Source organism: Flavobacterium ajazii (assembly GCF_010614725.1).
Lineage (GTDB): Bacteria > Bacteroidota > Bacteroidia > Flavobacteriales > Flavobacteriaceae > Flavobacterium > Flavobacterium ajazii.
This window is the reverse complement of record NZ_JAAEHL010000015.1, coordinates 140,013-156,963: the sequence shown is the minus strand read 5'-3', so window position 1 is coordinate 156,963 and position 16,951 is coordinate 140,013. Positions and strand designations below refer to the sequence as shown.

Here is a 16,951-nt window from a genome sequence, read left to right as displayed (position 1 = left end):
AGAGGTACCTTAGCTCAGATGGTAGAGCAATGGACTGAAAATCCATGTGTCCCTGGTTCGATCCCTGGAGGTACCACTATTGCTCGGATGGTGAAATTGGTAGACACGCTGGACTTAAAATCCAGTGAACAGAAATGTTCGTGCGGGTTCAAGTCCCGCTCTGAGTACAAAAACAAAAAAAAGCGTAATTACTAAATAAATGTAATTGCGCTTTTTGGGTTTTGGAGAAATTTGAACAAAGGTTTTTAGTTAATTCGGAACATTAATTAAATAACTGTGTTTGATAATAAATAAAAGTATTGTGGTGAAAACCTAACCGGGAGAGGAATAAGAAGAAGTTGCCGAAGTAGCCTGGATAGCCCGGTCCTCATTATGATGAAATTGGTATTTAAAAAAAATAGCAGTTCTAATTACTCAATTTTTTAATTTAATCGTATTAGATTTCGAATTAGAAATTTATTGTATCGGATTTTTATTGAGCAATGTATAAATGTTGTTAAATATTAGACATAAAAAAACTGTCCCGAGGGACAGTCCTTATTGCTTTTAATTTAAATATAAATTATTTAATCATTTCGAAGCTTCTTTTTACAAACGCAGTCAAGGCTTCACCTTTTAGTAGGTTTTGAGATAATTTAGCCAAATCTAAAGCTTGTTTAACTAAATGCTCTTTGTGCGTTTTGTCTTCTGTATTTAAGATGCTTGAAGCCAAATTAGAATTTGTATTTACAACCAAATTGTACATTTCTGGCATATTACCCATTCCGAACATTCCGCCTCCGCCAGTTTGGCTCATTTCTTTCATTCTTCGCATAAATTCTGGCTGCGTGATAATGAATGGAGCTGCTTGAGAATCCATAGCTTCTAATTGAACACTGTAAGCTTTTGGAATATAAGCTTCTAATGAAGTTTTTAAAGTTGCTTTTTCGTCATCAGATAATTTAGAAATAGTGTTTTCTTCTTTTTTGATCAAGTTGTCAATGTGATCAGAGTCAACACGTACGAAAGTTAATCCGCTGTTATCGTTTTCGATTTTCTGAATTAAATGCGAGATAATAGGAGAGTCTAAAAGTAATACTTCATAACCTTTATCTTTTGCTGCTTCAATATAAGAGTGTTGAGCATCTTTGTTTCCGGCATAAAGAACAACTAATTTGCCATCTTTATCTGTTTGGTTTTCTTTTAGTTTTTCTTTTAATTCTTCTAAAGTAAAATAAGTATAATCTACAGTTGGATATAAAACAAATGCACCTGCTTTTTCGTAGAATTTATCTTCAGAAAGCATTCCGTACTCTAAAACGATTTTAATATCATTCCATTTTGCTTCAAAGTCAGCACGGTTTTCATTGAATAAAGCTTTTAATTTATCCGCTACTTTACGAGTAATGTAGTTTGAAATTTTCTTAACTGCGCCATCTGCCTGTAATCCAGAACGAGAAACGTTTAGCGGAATGTCTGGAGAATCAATAACACCTTTTAGCATTGTCAAGAATTCAGGAACAATTCCTTCTACATTATCTGTAACGTAAACTTGGTTTTGGTATAACTGAATTTTGTCTTTCTGGATTTGCATGTCTGTACCCAATTTAGGGAAATACAGAATACCAGTTAAATTAAACGGATAATCAACATTTAAATGAATGTGGAATAACGGCTCTTCAAACTGCATTGGATACAATTCTCTATAGAAGTTTTTATAATCCTCATCAGATAATTCAGAAGGCTGTTTTGTCCAGGCTGGATTTGGGTTGTTAATGATGTTGTCAGTTTCAACAGTTTCATTAACGTAATCTTCTGGAGCATCTTCTGGTTTTGGAAGTGTTTCAGTTCTTGTTCCAAATTTAATTGGAATAGGCATGAATTTGTTATACTTATTCAATAAACTACTGATTTTAGAATCATCTAAGAACTCAAGAGAATCTTCAGCAATGTGAAGAATAATTTCTGTGCCGCGTGAAGTTTTGTCAGCTGGCTCTAACGTGAACTCAGGACTTCCGTCGCATGTCCAATGTGCAGCTGGTTCGTCTTTGTATGATTTTGTAATGATTTCCACTTTTTCAGCTACCATAAAAGCTGAATAGAAACCAAGACCAAAATGTCCGATAATTCCAGAGTCTTTAGCAGAATCTTTGTATTTGTCTAAGAATTCTTCAGCTCCAGAAAAAGCAACCTGATTGATGTATTTCTCAACTTCATCAGCAGTCATACCTAAACCTTGATCGATAATGTGGATTTTTTTACCTTCTTTATCCACTTTAACCTCAATTATTGGGTTCCCGTATTCTACTTTCGCTTCGCCAATGCTGATAAGATGTTTTAATTTTAAAGTAGCATCAGTACCATTAGAAACAAGCTCGCGCAAGAAAATTTCGTGGTCGCTGTATAAGAACTTTTTAATTAAGGGAAAAATGTTTTCTACTGAAACATTAATTTTACCTGTTGCCATATTTTTTAATTTTTGATTTAATGTGATGATTTTCACTTATTCAAATAGAATACCAATTATTTTCATAGTGACAAAATGTCGTATGTGTTAATTTTGAAAGAAAATAATCTGATTTTGGAATAGAATATAGTTCTACGAATTGTATCTTTGTTATAGAATAATCGTTAAATGTGTAAGTATTAACCTAAATAAATGTACAAACATGAAGAAAATTGTTTTCATTTGCATGATGTCCGCAGTTTTATTTGCGTGTAAATCAGCTTCGTCTACAACTGCTTCAACTGAAGCAACACAACTTTCAACTAAACTAGACAGACCTACTCAGGTAGCTTTAAAGGGAAACTGGGTGCTTACAAATGTATCATATCCAGGTTCTGATTATATTAAGGTAACTTCTTTTGATCTTGCAGATTCTAAATGTTTCATTGGCAGTACATGGAATTTTATTTCAAATAATAATAAAGGATCAATGACTCTGAATGCTTCAAGTTGTACAGCATTTACTTCTCCAATTGTTTGGAGTATTAACGATCAGGGACTTTTTGTACTTAAAATTGTTGATCCGGGAACTAAATCAAAGAATGTTAAATCAGGATATTTGCTAAAAGTAGCAGGAATAACTGATAATTCATTTCAGTTGATTGATAATATCAATGTTGGTGGACAAACTAAGGATGTAACATACCAGTTTCAAAGAGCTAATTAATATTAAATAGAATAAAGATGAAAAAGATAACAATTTTAGGATTGAGCAGTTTACTTGTATTGGTTAGTTTTTTTGCAAGTTGTGATTCGGTTAAAAATGCAAATAATACACAAAAAGGCGCAGGAATTGGTGCAGTTGCAGGAGGTGTTATTGGAGGTATTTTAGGTAATAACTTAGGAAAAGGCGGTAATGCCGCTTTGGGAGCTGCAATTGGAGCTGCAGTTGGTGGAGGAACAGGAGCTCTTATTGGAAACAAAATGGATAAGCAGGCTCGTGAAATTGATCAGGCTCTTCCTGGTGCTGATGTAGAAAGAGTGGGTGAAGGAATTCATTTGACTTTGAATGAAAATGCTGTTCGTTTTGATACTAATAAATCAACATTAACTTCTCAGGCGAAAGCAAATTTAGATAAGTTAGTTCCAGTATTTACTGATTATGGGGATACGAATATCGAAATTTTTGGTTATACTGATAGCACTGGGAAACCAGAATATAATTTAACACTTTCAGGGCAGAGAGCAGCATCTGTTCAGGCTTACTTAGTTTCTAAAGGGTTAAAAGCTAGTCGTTTCAAAACTTCAGGATTAGGAATAGCTGATCCAATTGCGACTAATGATACTGCTGAAGGAAGATCTCAAAACCGTCGTGTTGAGTTTGCTATTACAGCAAATGATAAAATGGTGAATGATGCTAAAGCGCAAGCTGGAAAATAATTAATTTACAATAAAATTTATTAAAAGCTGTTTCTTAATTGAAGCAGCTTTTTTTTGCCTTTCGAAATTAAACATTGTAAATTTGAACTCTCAATTAGAACTCATGCTTGATATTCAAAATATTTCTTTTTCGTATACTGATAAATCCGTTATAAAAAACGTTTCATTTACAATTAATAAGGGTGAAAATATTGCCATTATTGGAGAAAGCGGCTGTGGAAAAAGTACGCTTTTAAAACTTATGTATGGTTTGTATGATTTGGATGAAGGAAAGATTTTTTACGAAGAAAAACCCATTTTGGGGCCAAAATATAATTTGATTCCCGGAATGCCTTATATGAAATATTTGGCACAGGACTTCGATTTATCTCCTTATGAGACTGTAGCTGAAAATGTAGGTAAGTTTCTTTCTAACGGTTTTGCTAATATGAAAAAACTTCGTGTTCAGGAGCTTTTGGAAATGGTTGAGATGGAACAGTTTTCGAATGTTAAAGCAAAATTTTTAAGTGGTGGACAGCAGCAAAGAGTAGCATTAGTTCGTGTTTTGGCATTAGAGCCTGAAGTGATTTTACTTGATGAGCCATTTAGTCAGATTGATGCTTTTCGAAAAAATGCTTTGCGAAGAAATTTATTCAGATACTTAAAGCAGAAAAAAATTACCTGTATTATTGCAACCCATGACAGTACCGATGCATTATCATTTGCAAATGAAGCGATAGTTATGCGTAACGGAGAAATTATCATTAAGGGAAATCCGGCAGAAATTTATAAGAATCCATCTTCGAAATATGTCGCTTCTCTTTTTGGAGAAGTGAATGAGATTTCGACTCATTTGTTACGATATTCCGAAGATGAAACTGAAAAATCATTAGTTTATCCTCATCAACTGATTATGGTTGAGCATTCTGATTTGGAAGTTAAAATCAGAAGAACCTATTTTAGAGGAAATCACTATTTGATTGAAACTGTTTATAAAAGACAATTGATATTTTTTGAGAACGAGTTTGATTTACCTCTTGAAATAACAATTTTCCTGGGGCTTAATTCTTTAATGGAATAATACATCATGAATATCCTCTGTTTTGTCAAAAACGCTTTTAGCAAAAGGACAAAGAGGGATAATTTTTAAATTGTTGGTTCTGGCGTATTCTACTGCTGCCATAACCAATTTTTTACCAACACCTTTTCCGTTAAATTCTTCATTTACTTCAGTATGGTCAATAATGAATTTTGCATCACCAGCCCAGGTGTAGGTCATTTTTCCTGCTTGTTTTCCATCTTCTACAGCTTCAAAATAGCCTCTTCTTGTGTCGTTTATTTGTTGAATTTCCATGATAAATTATATTAGTGTCGTTTTAATTTCGATTGAATTGGTTAATGTTTTATGAATAGGGCAGCTGTTTGCAATGAGTTCCAATCGTTGTCTTTGAGTTTCATCGATTTCTCCTGTAATTTCAATTTTTCGGGTAAATAATGATATTTTTTGATCTAAATTCCTTTCAAAATCAACTTTTACATCAATTTCAGAAACATTCCATTGTTTTCTGTTAATGTACATTCTTAAAGTAATTAAAGTACAGGAAGCTAATGATGAAGCAAGTAATTCTGACGGACTAAATCCTAAATTTTTCCCGCCTGCTTCCTGAGGTTCGTCGGCAATCACAATATTTCCGCTTGCAGATGTTATTTCTGTGCGATATAAACGAGTATCTATTTTTGCTGATAATGTTTCCATAAATTATTTAATTCTTGGTTCTGGTAATGGGACAAATTCGGTTTCGCCCGGAACTTTCGGAAAGGTTTGTGATGTCCAGTCTTGTTTAGCTTTTTCGATAAGATTTTTATCGGATGAAACAAAATTCCAAAAGATAAAATGTTCTTCAGGAAAAGGTTGTCCGCCAAAAATATAAATAGTTGAATTTGCGGCAATTTCGAATTCACAAAGTGTACTGTCGTTTGTAATTAAAATTTGTTTTGGATCGTAAACGTGTTCACCATTTTTGATACTTCCTTCTAAAATATACAAACCGCTTTCGCCAAATAAATCCTTTCCTATATTGATTTTTTGAGTTTCTTTGCTTTTAATTTCAATAAAATATAATGGACTATAAACAGGAACCGGAGATTTTTTTCCGAAAGCTTCTCCGGCAATCAATTTATATGAAACGCCGTTTTCTTCCCAAGCCGGAATATCCTGAGCTTCAACATGTGTAAAATTCGGATCCATTTCTTCCAATTCTTTTGGGAGCGCCACCCAAATCTGTAATCCGTGAAGCATTTTGTCTGAATGTCTTAAATATTCCGGAGTTCTTTCAGAATGTACAATTCCTTTTCCGGCTGTCATCCAGTTTACGGCACCAGGCTTTATTTCTAATTCTGTTCCTAAACTGTCACGGTGCATGATGCTGCCTTCAAACAAGAATGTTAAAGTTGAAAGTCCGATATGCGGATGTGGAGGAACATCCATATTTTGATATTGATTTAAATGTGCAGGTCCCATATGATCGATAAATACAAATGGTCCAACGGCTCTTTTTTCACGGAAAGGTAATAATCTCCCCACCATAAAATTGCCAATATTAGCAGCACGTTCTTCGATAATTAAACTGATGTTTGACATGGTTTATTTGATTTGAAAACAAAATTACAGCAGTAGTGCAAGTCTGTAACTTAATTTAGATTAAGAAAAGCTATTTTTGAATTTGTAACTATAAAAATAAGAAATAAAAGAAACACGAATTGTACAAATTGTAATAAAACCATTTGTTCTAATATGTGAATTTTTTGTTTTAATTAATCAATTCAAAATCTAAAACTTCACTCTCCGTTCCATTAATTATAATTGATAATTGGTGAATGCCGGTATGAAAAACACGTGTTGTAATCAGTTTAAAAGACTGATTTCTTTCAATCTTGGTTAATTGGTTGGGATGATAGATTTTTTCACTGATTTTGAAGACTTTTTTCGCCAGATGCCCTTTTGCCTTTTTGTAATGAACAGCATATTCTAAACGAACTGTTTTTGGTTCTTCATTTTTATTGTTTAGGTGGAAATAAAACTGTAAATAATCTCCAATTTTCACAATTGGTGTTTTAATTTCGAAAGATGAAAGTTCAATATTTGTACTTTCTAAGCCATAATGACTTAAAATTTCAGGATGTCCTTGTTTTAATAAAGTTCGGCAGCCATGTTTGATGATTGCGTCTGTTTCTTTGCTATGATCTTTCCATCTTGAAGCAATTTTAAGTACAATTTTCGGGTTATCTTTTACAATATCATTTAAATTATTAGCAACACTTCTTCGAACATATTCTGACGGATCTTTTTTTAAATTCTCTAAAATTGGAAGAATAGAAGAAGGATCTTTTTTTAGAAACGGAATTGCCATTGCCCAGGGTAATCTTGGTCTTGAACCTTCACTTGCTAATCTACGAACATGATGATTTTCGTGTAGAGACCATTTTATCATTTCAGCAATCATTTTTTCTTTATATTTTAAAATGAAAGGACGAACCGCAAATTCACAGCTTATAAACTGTGTTATAGAAACAAATGCTTTTGTTGAAGTTTCAAAATCCTCTAAACCGTACATTTCGATATAATCAGCAAAGAAAATAAAAGCCAGATTGCCATCAGTAAAACTATTTTTCTTTAGGTTTTCGATGATTTTATCTATTAAAGATACGGCTTCAGGAAAACTTTCAGGCATAAACCTGTGAAATACAATTGTAGTGTGCTTCATTCTTTCTTTCCATTCTTTTTGGGCAAAATCACCTTCGTATATAGTTTCGATGAATTTTTGTTTATTGAATGAAATATGTACTTCAGCGACAGCCTGTCCAAATTTTTCGTAAAAAGAAAGCGAGTAAATATCTTTAATTAATCCCATAATTTTATTTGAATGAACCTCAAAGATATTTAATGTTCTTCTATCTTTCAACTAGTAAGATATTAAGTTTATTAAGATTTTGAGTTTAAGTTTTCATACTGATTATTCAATGAGGATAATTAAATTTTACTAAAAAATAAAACTTAAATTTTCTTAATGCCTTAATAGTTAAAAAGGAAACTTTTGATGTTTTGTATAACTTTTCATGTTATTGAAACTTTCAAATCCATAAAATATATCCTAATTTAGCATATTATTAAAAACATAAAAATGATAAGCGAAGCTCAGTTTCAGAAAGAATTGCAACTTTTGATAAGTAATGCCATTAGAGAAGATGTTGGTACAGGTGATTACAGTTCACTTGCCTGTATTCCGGATATTGCATATGGTCAGGCCAAATTATTGGTAAAAGATCAGGGGATAATTGCGGGAGTTGAACTTGCTAAAATGATATTTGAACATGTAGATCCGAAACTGAAAGTAAAAACGTTTATTGAAGATGGGACTCATGTAGAATATGGTGAAGTTGTGTTTGAAGTTTCGGGAAGTTCACAGGCTATTTTAAAAGCTGAAAGAGTGGTTTTGAACACCATGCAGCGTATGTCGGCAATTGCTACAAAAACCAGCAATTTGATGAAGCTTTTGGAAGGGACAGGCGCTAAAATATTAGATACACGAAAAACAACTCCGAATTTCAGGGTGGCAGAAAAATGGGCTGTAAAGATAGGAGGGGGAGAAAATCATCGTTATGCGTTGTATGATATGATTATGTTAAAAGATAATCATGTTGATTTTGCCGGCGGAATTACACATGCGATTAAAAAAACCAAAGAATATCTGAAAGCGAACAGCCTCGATTTAAAAATTATTGTTGAAGCCCGTAACTTAGATGAAATCAGAGAAATTTTACTAAGCGACGGTATTCATAGAATTTTGATTGATAATTTTAATTATGAAGATACTAAAACGGCTGTAGCATTAATTGGTGATAAATGTCAGACAGAATCTTCAGGAAATATCAGTGAAAAAACGATTCGTGAATATGGACTTTGCGGTGTTAACTATATTTCGTCAGGAGCTTTAACACATTCTGTTCACAACATGGATCTGAGTCTGAAGGCCTTTTAAATTGTAAATTAAGTAATATTTGGAAATATAAAAGTCTAACGATCTAAAAAAACTTAAAAAAATATGTCGCAAGAGATAGAAGAGCGGATTGAAAAACTGCCTGTGGTACGTTCTTTAGTTCAGCTTTTGAAAAGAATAAAACTGCCCTGGCTGGAAGGTTTTTCATTGTATGATCTGCTCGAAATGTATACTATCGGTATTGTTGATGGTGCATTTTCGTATCACGCAAGTGCGGTTTCTTTTAGCTTTTTTATGGCTTTGTTTCCTTTTGCGTTGTTTATCTTAAACTTAATTCCGTTTATTCCTATAGATAATTTTCAGGATGATTTTCTGCAGTTTGTTCAACAGGGAGTTCCACCAAATACATATGATGCAATCAGTAAAATTATTAGTGATATTTTAAATAACAGTCATTCAGGATTGTTATCATCAGGATTTTTTCTTTCTATTTTTTTGATGGCAAATGGTATTAACGCAATTTTGAGTGGTTTTGAATCTTCAAAGCATGTTTTTGATAAACGCGGTTTCTTGCATCAGTATTTGGTGGCTTTGGCAATTTCGCTTGTAATGACCGTTATATTATTTGTAACGGTAGCGACGATTGTAGTTTTTGAGGTATTTATTCAAAAAACAATTATTCAGGATGTACTTAGTGACCGGATCCCGCTTATTATTTTAGGACGTTATCTGTTTGTTGTTCTGATGATTTTGATAACATCTTCAATATTATTGCGTTATGGTACTAAGCAGTACAATAAAGTACCTTTTATAAGTATAGGGTCTGTTTTTACGACTATCTTAATTGTTATATCTTCATTCTTTTTTGGGATTTGGGTTATAAAATTTTCAAAATACAACGAACTTTATGGTTCTATTGGGACATTATTAATTCTAATGTTTTACATTTGGATAAACTGTATGATTTTACTTTTAGGTTTTGAACTAAATGCGACTATCAGGAAATTAAGACAAAAAAATAAATAGATTATGAAAAATTGGGTATTAACTATTGGTATATTTTTTCTAACATTCAGCTCTATTCAGGCTCAGGGAGTTGTTGGAAAATGGAAAACAATTGATGATGAAACCGGGGAGGCAAAATCAATAGTAGAGGTTTATGAAAAGTCCGGAAAAATTTATGCTAAAGTTGTAGAGATACTTCGTGCAGATCATAAAAAAGATGTTTGTTCAAAATGTGAAGGAGCAGAAAAAAACAAACCAATTTTAGGAATGGTTATTATGAATGGTTTAAAAAAAGACGGGGACGAGTATAACGGAGGAACAATTTTAGATCCTACAAACGGAAAAAAATACAAATGTTATATTACATTAGAGTCTGCAGATAAGTTAAAATTGCGTGGTTATGTAGGTATTTCACTTGTAGGAAGAACACAATACTGGACGAGAGTAAAGAATTAATTTGGTTTTTTTAAAACATGTGGAAATTAGTTTCGATAATTTTATTCCTGACTATTGTTTCAAAAAATTTTGGACAATCTGAAAACTCGCCATTACAAATAAGTCATCTTACAGGTGACTTTTATGTTTACAGGACTTTTAATAATTATAAAGGAGTAAAAATTTCTGCAAATGCGATGTATCTGGTTACAGATAAAGGTGTAGTAATGTTTGATGCTCCTTGGGATAAAACTCAGTTTCAGCCATTATTAGACAGTATAAAGGCAAAGCATAATAAAAATGTAATAATGGTTTTCGGAACTCATTCGCATGATGATCGTGCAGGGGGTTTTGATTTTTACAAGAAAAAAGAAAGCAAAACCTATACAATCAAATCTACTGATGAAATACTGAAAGGGAGCAACAAAGAAAGAGCCGAATTTGTAATTCCTAATGATACGATATTTACTGTTGGGACACATAAGTTTCAAGTTTATTATCCAGGCAAAGGACATGCTCCTGATAATATTGTGGTTTGGTTTGATAAGGAAAAAGTGCTTTATGGAGGCTGTTTTATAAAAAGTACCGAAGCAAAAGACTTAGGTTATTTGGGTGATGCAGATGTAAAAGAATGGGAAGAATCAATAAAGAAGGTTCAGTCAAAATTTAAAAATCCGAAATATATTATTCCTGGTCATGATGACTGGACTAGTATTCAATCATTAACTCATACAATGAAACTTGTTAAAGATTATAATCTTTCAAAAAAAGGCTTTCTTAAATCCGGTCAGAAATAATAATACTGACTTATAAAAATATTCCATGCATTTCATTGAAGTTATTTTACCGCTTTCTTTAGCTAAGACATTCACTTATCGAATTTCTGAAGCTGAATACCATTTTATAAAAAAAGGAATGCGGGTAGCGGTACCTTTTGGTAAGAGTAAAATATACACGGGACTTGTTTTGGATGTTCATGAAAATGCTCCAACTTTATATGAAGCCAAAGAAATTCATCAGATCTTAGACGAAAAGCCTATTGCAACAGAAATCCAGATCAAACACTGGCTTTGGGTTGCGGACTACTATATGTGTGGGATTGGAGATGTTTATCGTGGTGCATTTCCAAGCGGATTGCTTTTGGAAAGCGAAACAATTATTTCGCATAAACCTGATGTTGCTGTAAATGACAGCGAACTCTCAGATGATGAATTTTTGATTTATGAAGCTTTGCAGCACCAAAGTTCGTTGAAAGTTCAGGAAATAGCTTCTATTTTAAACAGAAAAAATATACTTCCGATTCTTCAAAAATTAATAGCAAAGGATATTATTTTTTTAGAAGAAGAAATAAAAGAAACTTACAAACCCAAGTTGGTGCGTTATGTGAGACTGCATTCTAAATATGAATCCGGTAGTGGTCTGGAAGAATTGTTAATGGTGCTGAAAAATGCTAATAAGCAAAAAGAAATTGTTTTAACTTATTTCCAGATCAGCGCTTCAGAAAAAAAGCCAATTACGGTAAAAAAACTTATAGAAGCTTCGAATGCAGGATCAGCGGTTGTAAAATCATTAATTGAAAAAGAAATTTTTGAAGAATATTTTTTACAGCAGGATCGGGTTTTGTTTAAAGGAGAGAAATCAGAAAATGAACTGAAACTGAGCGAAGCACAGGAAAATGCTTTTAATGAAATCAAAGATAAGTTTACTCAGAAGGAAGTTTGTCTGCTTCATGGAGTGACTTCGAGTGGAAAAACTGAAATCTATATTAAGCTGATTGAAGAATATCTGCAAACAGGAAGACAGGTTTTGTATCTGCTTCCTGAAATTGCACTTACAACACAGTTGGTTTTCCGCCTGCGTCTTTACTTTGGAGATAAAGTAGCTGTTTTTCATTCGAAATACAGTAATAATGAAAGAGTGGAAGTCTGGAAACAAACGCTTGAAAATTTACCAAAAGCACAAATTGTAATAGGAGCCAGGTCGGCTTTGTTTTTGCCTTTTAATGATTTAGGATTGTTAATCGTTGATGAAGAACATGAGCAGACTTTTAAACAGACAGATCCTGCGCCAAGATTTCATGCAAGAGATGCAGCAATTGTTTTGGCTAATTTTCATAAAGCAAAAGTGTTATTAGGTTCGGCAACACCAAGTATTGAAACCTATTTTAATGCCCAAACTGATAAATACGGATTGGTAACTCTTAGCGAGCGTTATAAAAATGTCCGACTGCCTGAAGTGGTTTTGGTTGATTTAAAGGACAAACATTTTAGAAAAAGAATGACAGGGCATTTTAGTGATTTTTTGATTGAAGAAATCGCAGAGGCTTTGTCTTTGGGCGAGCAGGTTATTTTGTTTCAAAACAGAAGAGGATATTCTCCTGTTATGGAATGTTTACGATGCGGTCATGTGCCTCATTGCCAACAATGCGATGTGAGCTTGACGTATCATAAACATAAGAATCAGCTGAGATGTCATTATTGTGGTTATTCTATTGCAAAACCTACTAATTGTCACAACTGTTCGAGTATTGATATGACTACAAAAGGTTTTGGAACTGAACAAATAGAGCAGGAGTTGTTGACACTTTTTCCAAAAGCAAAAACAGCCAGAATGGATCAGGATACTACGCGGGGTAAATTTGGTTTTGAAAAAATCATAGATAATTTCAAAAATCGTGAAATTGATATTTTGGTAGGAACCCAAATGTTAGCCAAAGGACTGGATTTTGAGAATGTCAGTCTGGTTGGAATTATGAATGCTGATAATATGTTACATCATCCTGATTTTAGAGCCTTTGAACGCAGTTTTCAAATGATGACTCAGGTTGCGGGAAGAGCCGGAAGATCTGAAAAACAAGGAAAAGCTGTTATTCAGACTTATAACCCGAATCACAATACAATTCAGCAGGTTACAAACCATAATTATATAGGTATGTATAAGGAGCAGTTATATGATAGGCAGATTTATAAATACCCACCTTATTTCAGAATTATAAAGCTAACACTGAAACATCGAGAGTATGATAAATTGAAGGAAGGTTCAATGTGGATGTATAAGGTTTTAAGTCAGAATTTAAATCTGCCGGTTTTAGGACCTGAAGAACCTGCTATCAACAGAATTAGGAATGAATACATTCGGGCAATTTTGATTAAAATTCCGCAAAATATGCCATTAGGGAGCACAAAAAAAACTATTCAGAAAATGCTGAATAGTTTTGAGACGGTGGCTCAGTACAGAGCTATAAAGTTAACGGTAAATGTTGATTTTTATTAAGATGATGTTGATAATGCTCTTACCAGATCTTCTTTTTTGTTTCGGCTCAGCGGAATTTTAGTAATGCCGATTTCAGCAAATTTACTGTTAAAGCGTTCCACTTTATCAATATTAATAATGTATGATTTGTGGACGCGGATGAATTTCTCTTTTGATAAATCGTTTTCAAAAGATTTCATAGTTGAAAGCACTAAATTACTGTCATCTTCTGTTACGACTCTTACATAGTCTCCAAATGCCTCAATCCATTTGATTTTCGCTGTAAAAATTTTCAGTTTTTTCAGATTGCTTTTGATAAAAATATGTTCGCCTTCTTCTTCTTTTACTTCTTTTTTAAGAAGGTGCATGTCGATAGCTCTTTTTGCCGAAGCGTTAAAACGGTCAACAGCTATAGGTTTTTGTAGATAATCAGTTGCATCATAATCAAAAGCTTTTAACGCATATTCAGCCTTAGAAGTAATAAATATAATTTGCGGTTTTGATTTTAAACCATCAAGAAAATCAAATCCGTTGATAACAGGCATTTCAATATCTAAAAAAATTAAATCTATATTATTCAGAGAGATACAACTTTTCGCTTCGATTGCATTTGAGAAGTCTCCTACCAAGTGCAATCCCGGATGATTGTTAACTAATTTTGCAATAATTGCCCTCTGTATAGAACTATCATCTACAACAACACAGTTTAGTTTCATAAGAGTTTAAATTTTAAATAAATTCAGGATAGCATAAGTAAATGTATTACTTTTTTGGAAAGAAAACTAAAAAGAACGTCTGTTTTTTGCTTTTCAACGAATAAAAGAAAAAAAGTATTGTTTTTTCAGAAATAATGGTTACTTTTGCACCCAATTTTAATAAATTAAATACTGTATTTATGAATCATTATGAAACTGTTTTCATTTTAAATCCCGTTTTATCTGAAGTTCAGGTAAAGGAAACAGTAAGCAAATTTGAAGATTTTCTTACTAGTCGTGGAGCTGAAATGGTATCGAAAGAAGATTGGGGCCTTAAAAAAATGGCTTACGAAATTCAAAACAAAAAAAGTGGATTCTATCACTTATTTGAGTTCAAAGTTGCTGGAGAAGTTCTTGTAGCTTTCGAAACTGAATTTAGACGTGACGAAAGAGTTATGCGTTTCTTAACTGTAAGTCTTGACAAACATGCTATCTCTTGGGCTGAAAGAAGAAGAGCAAAACTTAAATCTCAAAAAGCTTAATTATCATGGCAACATTACAACAATCTGCTTCAGGAAAAAAAGACGGAGATATCAGATATCTTACGCCTTTGAATATAGAAACTAACAAAACTAAAAAGTATTGTCGTTTCAAAAAATCAGGCATCAAATATATCGATTATAAAGATGCTGATTTCTTATTGAAATTCGTTAATGAGCAAGGAAAAATTCTTCCTCGTCGTTTAACAGGAACTTCTTTGAAGTACCAAAGAAAAGTGTCTGTAGCTGTAAAAAGAGCTCGTCACTTAGCTTTAATGCCATACGTGGCCGATTTATTAAAATAATTAAAAACTCTAGTCGCTGGTTTCTGTTAAAGCAGAACCTAACTTCTAAAATATAAGGACAACAACATGGAACTTATTTTAAAACAAGACGTACAGAACTTAGGATTTAAAGATGATGTAGTATCTGTTAAACCTGGTTATGGTCGTAACTTTTTAATTCCTCAGGGTTTTGCTGTTTTGGCAACTCCTTCTGCTAAAAAAGTTTTAGCTGAAAACCTAAAACAAAGAGCACACAAAGAAGCTAAAGTTATTGCTGATGCTAAATCATTAGCTGAAACTTTGAAAGCTCTTGAAATTAAACTTACTGCAAAAGCTGGTGGAGAGAAACTTTTTGGTTCTATCACAAATATTGATATTGCAGAAGCTTTAGAGAAATCAGGTAACGCTATTGATAGAAAATTTATCTCAAGCGGTATCGTAAAACGTACAGGGAAATATTCTGCAAGCATCCGTTTACACAGAGATGTTGTTGTAGATTTACCATACGAAATTATTGCTGAAAAGTAATAGTTTAAAATTATTTTATAAAAATCCCGATGCAAATCGGGATTTTTTTGTTTATGAACATATTATATGAATGCAACTGACATTAGGATGAAATTTTGTCCGTAGCTTATAATTAAAAAAAAATCTATAAATGAAATACGCAAGATTAACAAAAGAGCAATTTGATGAACTGCATGCTGAATTTGCCAGTTTCTTGGCAACTCAGGCAATTGATAAAGCTGAATGGGATTCTCTTAAAATAAACAAACCTGAAGTTGCTGAGCAGGAATTAGATGTTTTTTCAGATTTAATTTGGGAAGGTGTTTTGTCCAGAGCAGAATTTTTGGAACATTTCTCTAAAAACCATATATTTTTATTTCAGTGTTTTGAAACGCATGTGCAATCTATTGTTCTGAAATCATTAGTTCCGGAAACTGATTTTTTGACTAAAGAAGGTTTGCAGTGGTTAAGTGATAATATGTTTACAGATACGATTGAAATGAAGACAGGGAAAAAGGTTTTTACAGAAGATCGTAATTGTTCTATTTTTGAGTTGATTCAGCAAGGAGCTTTTTTGAGTGACGGACAATTGTTTAAGCAGATAAATTCTATCATAGAATCATAAATTTATACAAATTATAGCTTAAAAAGATAAAATGCTAATAACAAGTGTTTTGTCTTTTTTTTATTTTAACTTTTGTTTAATCTTTTATTTTGGATTATATGTTCACGTTTTATTTACTTTTTCTATAATATTGAAAACTTGTTTTTATTGATTTAATAGGGTTGGTTTTTGTTTTTGATTTTGTAAAAATAATCCATTTTGTAATTTTTATAGGTGTTTTTAATCTATTTTAGAGTTTGAATCATGATTAAATAGATTTTTTTTTGTCATTTTTGTAAATATTATTTGTCTTCAATAACATGCTTTTTATGATGTTTATATGCTTTTTAAAGGCGTTTTTATTTTGAAATTTAAAAAAATAATATTTTTTTGTTTGTTTTGTATTTTATTTTTTTCTAATTTTAGATTGTTAAGATTAAACAAAATGTTTTCGCCTTTTCAAAAAACTGATTCATTTTACTACCCCAAAAAATAAATGAAGTCTTTATTTTGATCTTATTTAGAATTAATATGAAATTTTTATAATAATTATTTAAATGGTTGCTTATGGACTTAATATTTACTTTCGTCAGGTTTGCATTCAGTATTTCGATTATTTTAGCTTTTATAAACTTATGTTCAATTAAGTTTATTCACATATTAAAAATTTTCTATAGATTGAAAAATTACGTCTGTAATTTATTTTTAATTCCTTACCCCAATTGACAACTTTGTTGGCATGGAAATCCTCTCATTTAATTTTTACTACGGAAAAATATATTTTGAAGT

At 32.2% G+C, this 16,951-nt stretch carries 18 protein-coding genes and 2 tRNA genes; 14 read left to right on the top strand and 6 right to left on the bottom strand.

The genetic code is table 11. From position 1 onward, the window contains the following. Window positions 1-3 precede the first annotated feature (3 nt). Together GWR14_RS22050 and GWR14_RS22045 are read left to right on the top strand one after the other, a co-directional pair. Window positions 4-76 (top strand) — tRNA-Phe (locus GWR14_RS22050). 5 nt (window positions 77-81) lie between these two features. Next, window positions 82-167, top strand: a tRNA-Leu gene (locus GWR14_RS22045). 395 nt (window positions 168-562) lie between these two features. Here the strand turns inward: GWR14_RS22045 and htpG are convergent. After that, on the bottom strand, window positions 563-2,446 hold the full coding sequence (gene htpG, locus GWR14_RS22040) for a molecular chaperone HtpG (RefSeq protein WP_163411305.1): 1,884 nt from the start codon (window positions 2,444-2,446) through the stop codon (window positions 563-565). A 202-nt stretch (window positions 2,447-2,648) separates the two neighbouring features. Between htpG and GWR14_RS22035 the strand changes: the two genes are divergently transcribed. From GWR14_RS22035 to GWR14_RS22025, 3 genes are all read left to right on the top strand, one after another. Beyond that, the gene (locus GWR14_RS22035; protein ID WP_187356557.1) at window positions 2,649-3,152 is read left to right on the top strand and encodes a lipocalin family protein; all 504 of its coding nucleotides are present in this window, start codon (window positions 2,649-2,651) and stop codon (window positions 3,150-3,152) included. Window positions 3,153-3,169: 17 nt separating this feature from the next. Then, the gene (locus GWR14_RS22030; protein ID WP_163411304.1) at window positions 3,170-3,865 is read left to right on the top strand and encodes an OmpA family protein; all 696 of its coding nucleotides are present in this window, start codon (window positions 3,170-3,172) and stop codon (window positions 3,863-3,865) included. A 103-nt stretch (window positions 3,866-3,968) separates the two neighbouring features. Continuing rightward, window positions 3,969-4,925 (top strand): ABC transporter ATP-binding protein, encoded by a 957-nt coding sequence (locus GWR14_RS22025; RefSeq protein ID WP_163411307.1) that lies wholly within the window; start codon window positions 3,969-3,971, stop codon window positions 4,923-4,925. Here the strand turns inward: GWR14_RS22025 and GWR14_RS22020 are convergent. The 4 genes from GWR14_RS22020 to GWR14_RS22005 form a co-directional block, all read right to left on the bottom strand. After that, entirely contained in the window at window positions 4,914-5,198 is a 285-nt protein-coding gene (locus GWR14_RS22020; protein ID WP_163411303.1) for a GNAT family N-acetyltransferase, read from the bottom strand. The genes GWR14_RS22025 and GWR14_RS22020 overlap by 12 nt on opposite strands. 6 nt (window positions 5,199-5,204) lie before the next feature. Further along, the gene (locus tag GWR14_RS22015) at window positions 5,205-5,600 is read right to left on the bottom strand and encodes an OsmC family protein (RefSeq protein WP_163411302.1); all 396 of its coding nucleotides are present in this window, start codon (window positions 5,598-5,600) and stop codon (window positions 5,205-5,207) included. A 3-nt stretch (window positions 5,601-5,603) separates the two neighbouring features. Then, window positions 5,604-6,485, bottom strand: coding sequence for a pirin family protein (locus tag GWR14_RS22010; protein ID WP_163411301.1), 882 nt, complete (start codon window positions 6,483-6,485; stop codon window positions 5,604-5,606). 169 nt (window positions 6,486-6,654) lie between these two features. Further along, window positions 6,655-7,755: a DNA alkylation repair protein gene (locus tag GWR14_RS22005; RefSeq protein ID WP_163411300.1), complete on the bottom strand. Its 1,101-nt coding sequence runs from the start codon at window positions 7,753-7,755 to the stop codon at window positions 6,655-6,657. A 270-nt stretch (window positions 7,756-8,025) separates the two neighbouring features. Here GWR14_RS22005 and nadC point away from each other — a divergent pair, with 270 nt between their 5' ends. The 5 genes from nadC (at window position 8,026) to priA (ending at window position 13,554) form a co-directional block, all read left to right on the top strand. Beyond that, a complete protein-coding gene (nadC, locus tag GWR14_RS22000) occupies window positions 8,026-8,883 on the top strand; it encodes a carboxylating nicotinate-nucleotide diphosphorylase (protein WP_163411299.1) in 858 nt (285 codons plus the stop codon). A 63-nt stretch (window positions 8,884-8,946) separates the two neighbouring features. Continuing rightward, window positions 8,947-9,867 (top strand): YihY/virulence factor BrkB family protein, encoded by a 921-nt coding sequence (locus GWR14_RS21995; RefSeq protein WP_163411298.1) that lies wholly within the window; start codon window positions 8,947-8,949, stop codon window positions 9,865-9,867. Between the two features lie 3 nt (window positions 9,868-9,870). After that, window positions 9,871-10,302 (top strand): DUF2147 domain-containing protein, encoded by a 432-nt coding sequence (locus GWR14_RS21990; protein WP_163411297.1) that lies wholly within the window; start codon window positions 9,871-9,873, stop codon window positions 10,300-10,302. Window positions 10,303-10,319: 17 nt separating this feature from the next. Further along, on the top strand, window positions 10,320-11,078 hold the full coding sequence (gene bla-B1-FLAV, locus GWR14_RS21985) for a subclass B1 metallo-beta-lactamase (protein WP_163411296.1): 759 nt from the start codon (window positions 10,320-10,322) through the stop codon (window positions 11,076-11,078). Window positions 11,079-11,103: 25 nt separating this feature from the next. Continuing rightward, complete coding sequence (gene priA, locus GWR14_RS21980; RefSeq protein WP_163411295.1) at window positions 11,104-13,554, top strand: replication restart helicase PriA; 2,451 nt, start codon at window positions 11,104-11,106, stop codon at window positions 13,552-13,554. Here priA and GWR14_RS21975 read toward each other — a convergent pair. Further along, window positions 13,551-14,249 carry a LytR/AlgR family response regulator transcription factor gene (locus GWR14_RS21975; RefSeq protein WP_163411294.1) on the bottom strand — a complete coding sequence of 233 codons (699 nt, stop codon included), beginning with the start codon at window positions 14,247-14,249 and terminating at the stop codon, window positions 13,551-13,553. The two genes, priA and GWR14_RS21975, sit on opposite strands and share 4 nt — an antisense overlap. A 179-nt stretch (window positions 14,250-14,428) precedes the next feature. On the opposite strand from GWR14_RS21975, the gene rpsF reads away from it, so the two are divergent. The 4 genes from rpsF to GWR14_RS21955 all read left to right on the top strand — a co-directional run bounded on the left by rpsF (window position 14,429) and on the right by GWR14_RS21955 (window position 16,183). Continuing rightward, the gene (gene rpsF / locus GWR14_RS21970; RefSeq protein WP_035634940.1) at window positions 14,429-14,770 is read left to right on the top strand and encodes a 30S ribosomal protein S6; all 342 of its coding nucleotides are present in this window, start codon (window positions 14,429-14,431) and stop codon (window positions 14,768-14,770) included. A 5-nt stretch (window positions 14,771-14,775) separates the two neighbouring features. Further along, window positions 14,776-15,072 (top strand): 30S ribosomal protein S18, encoded by a 297-nt coding sequence (gene rpsR, locus GWR14_RS21965; protein WP_007138295.1) that lies wholly within the window; start codon window positions 14,776-14,778, stop codon window positions 15,070-15,072. Between the two features lie 66 nt (window positions 15,073-15,138). Then, the gene (gene rplI, locus GWR14_RS21960) at window positions 15,139-15,579 is read left to right on the top strand and encodes a 50S ribosomal protein L9 (RefSeq protein WP_163411293.1); all 441 of its coding nucleotides are present in this window, start codon (window positions 15,139-15,141) and stop codon (window positions 15,577-15,579) included. 130 nt (window positions 15,580-15,709) lie between these two features. After that, window positions 15,710-16,183: a DUF6495 family protein gene (locus GWR14_RS21955; protein ID WP_163411292.1), complete on the top strand. Its 474-nt coding sequence runs from the start codon at window positions 15,710-15,712 to the stop codon at window positions 16,181-16,183. Window positions 16,184-16,951: the final 768 nt, after the last annotated feature.

Coding starts and splice junctions, on each gene's coding strand:
- htpG (WP_163411305.1), bottom strand. CDS start 2,446: ATGGCAACAGGTAAAATTAATGTTTCAGTAGAAAACATTTTTCCCTTA.
- GWR14_RS22035 (WP_187356557.1), top strand. CDS start 2,649: ATGAAGAAAATTGTTTTCATTTGCATGATGTCCGCAGTTTTATTTGCG.
- GWR14_RS22030 (WP_163411304.1), top strand. CDS start 3,170: ATGAAAAAGATAACAATTTTAGGATTGAGCAGTTTACTTGTATTGGTT.
- GWR14_RS22025 (WP_163411307.1), top strand. CDS start 3,969: ATGCTTGATATTCAAAATATTTCTTTTTCGTATACTGATAAATCCGTT.
- GWR14_RS22020 (WP_163411303.1), bottom strand. CDS start 5,198: ATGGAAATTCAACAAATAAACGACACAAGAAGAGGCTATTTTGAAGCT.
- GWR14_RS22015 (WP_163411302.1), bottom strand. CDS start 5,600: ATGGAAACATTATCAGCAAAAATAGATACTCGTTTATATCGCACAGAA.
- GWR14_RS22010 (WP_163411301.1), bottom strand. CDS start 6,485: ATGTCAAACATCAGTTTAATTATCGAAGAACGTGCTGCTAATATTGGC.
- GWR14_RS22005 (WP_163411300.1), bottom strand. CDS start 7,755: ATGGGATTAATTAAAGATATTTACTCGCTTTCTTTTTACGAAAAATTT.
- nadC (WP_163411299.1), top strand. CDS start 8,026: ATGATAAGCGAAGCTCAGTTTCAGAAAGAATTGCAACTTTTGATAAGT.
- GWR14_RS21995 (WP_163411298.1), top strand. CDS start 8,947: ATGTCGCAAGAGATAGAAGAGCGGATTGAAAAACTGCCTGTGGTACGT.
- GWR14_RS21990 (WP_163411297.1), top strand. CDS start 9,871: ATGAAAAATTGGGTATTAACTATTGGTATATTTTTTCTAACATTCAGC.
- bla-B1-FLAV (WP_163411296.1), top strand. CDS start 10,320: ATGTGGAAATTAGTTTCGATAATTTTATTCCTGACTATTGTTTCAAAA.
- priA (WP_163411295.1), top strand. CDS start 11,104: ATGCATTTCATTGAAGTTATTTTACCGCTTTCTTTAGCTAAGACATTC.
- GWR14_RS21975 (WP_163411294.1), bottom strand. CDS start 14,249: ATGAAACTAAACTGTGTTGTTGTAGATGATAGTTCTATACAGAGGGCA.
- rpsF (WP_035634940.1), top strand. CDS start 14,429: ATGAATCATTATGAAACTGTTTTCATTTTAAATCCCGTTTTATCTGAA.
- rpsR (WP_007138295.1), top strand. CDS start 14,776: ATGGCAACATTACAACAATCTGCTTCAGGAAAAAAAGACGGAGATATC.
- rplI (WP_163411293.1), top strand. CDS start 15,139: ATGGAACTTATTTTAAAACAAGACGTACAGAACTTAGGATTTAAAGAT.
- GWR14_RS21955 (WP_163411292.1), top strand. CDS start 15,710: ATGAAATACGCAAGATTAACAAAAGAGCAATTTGATGAACTGCATGCT.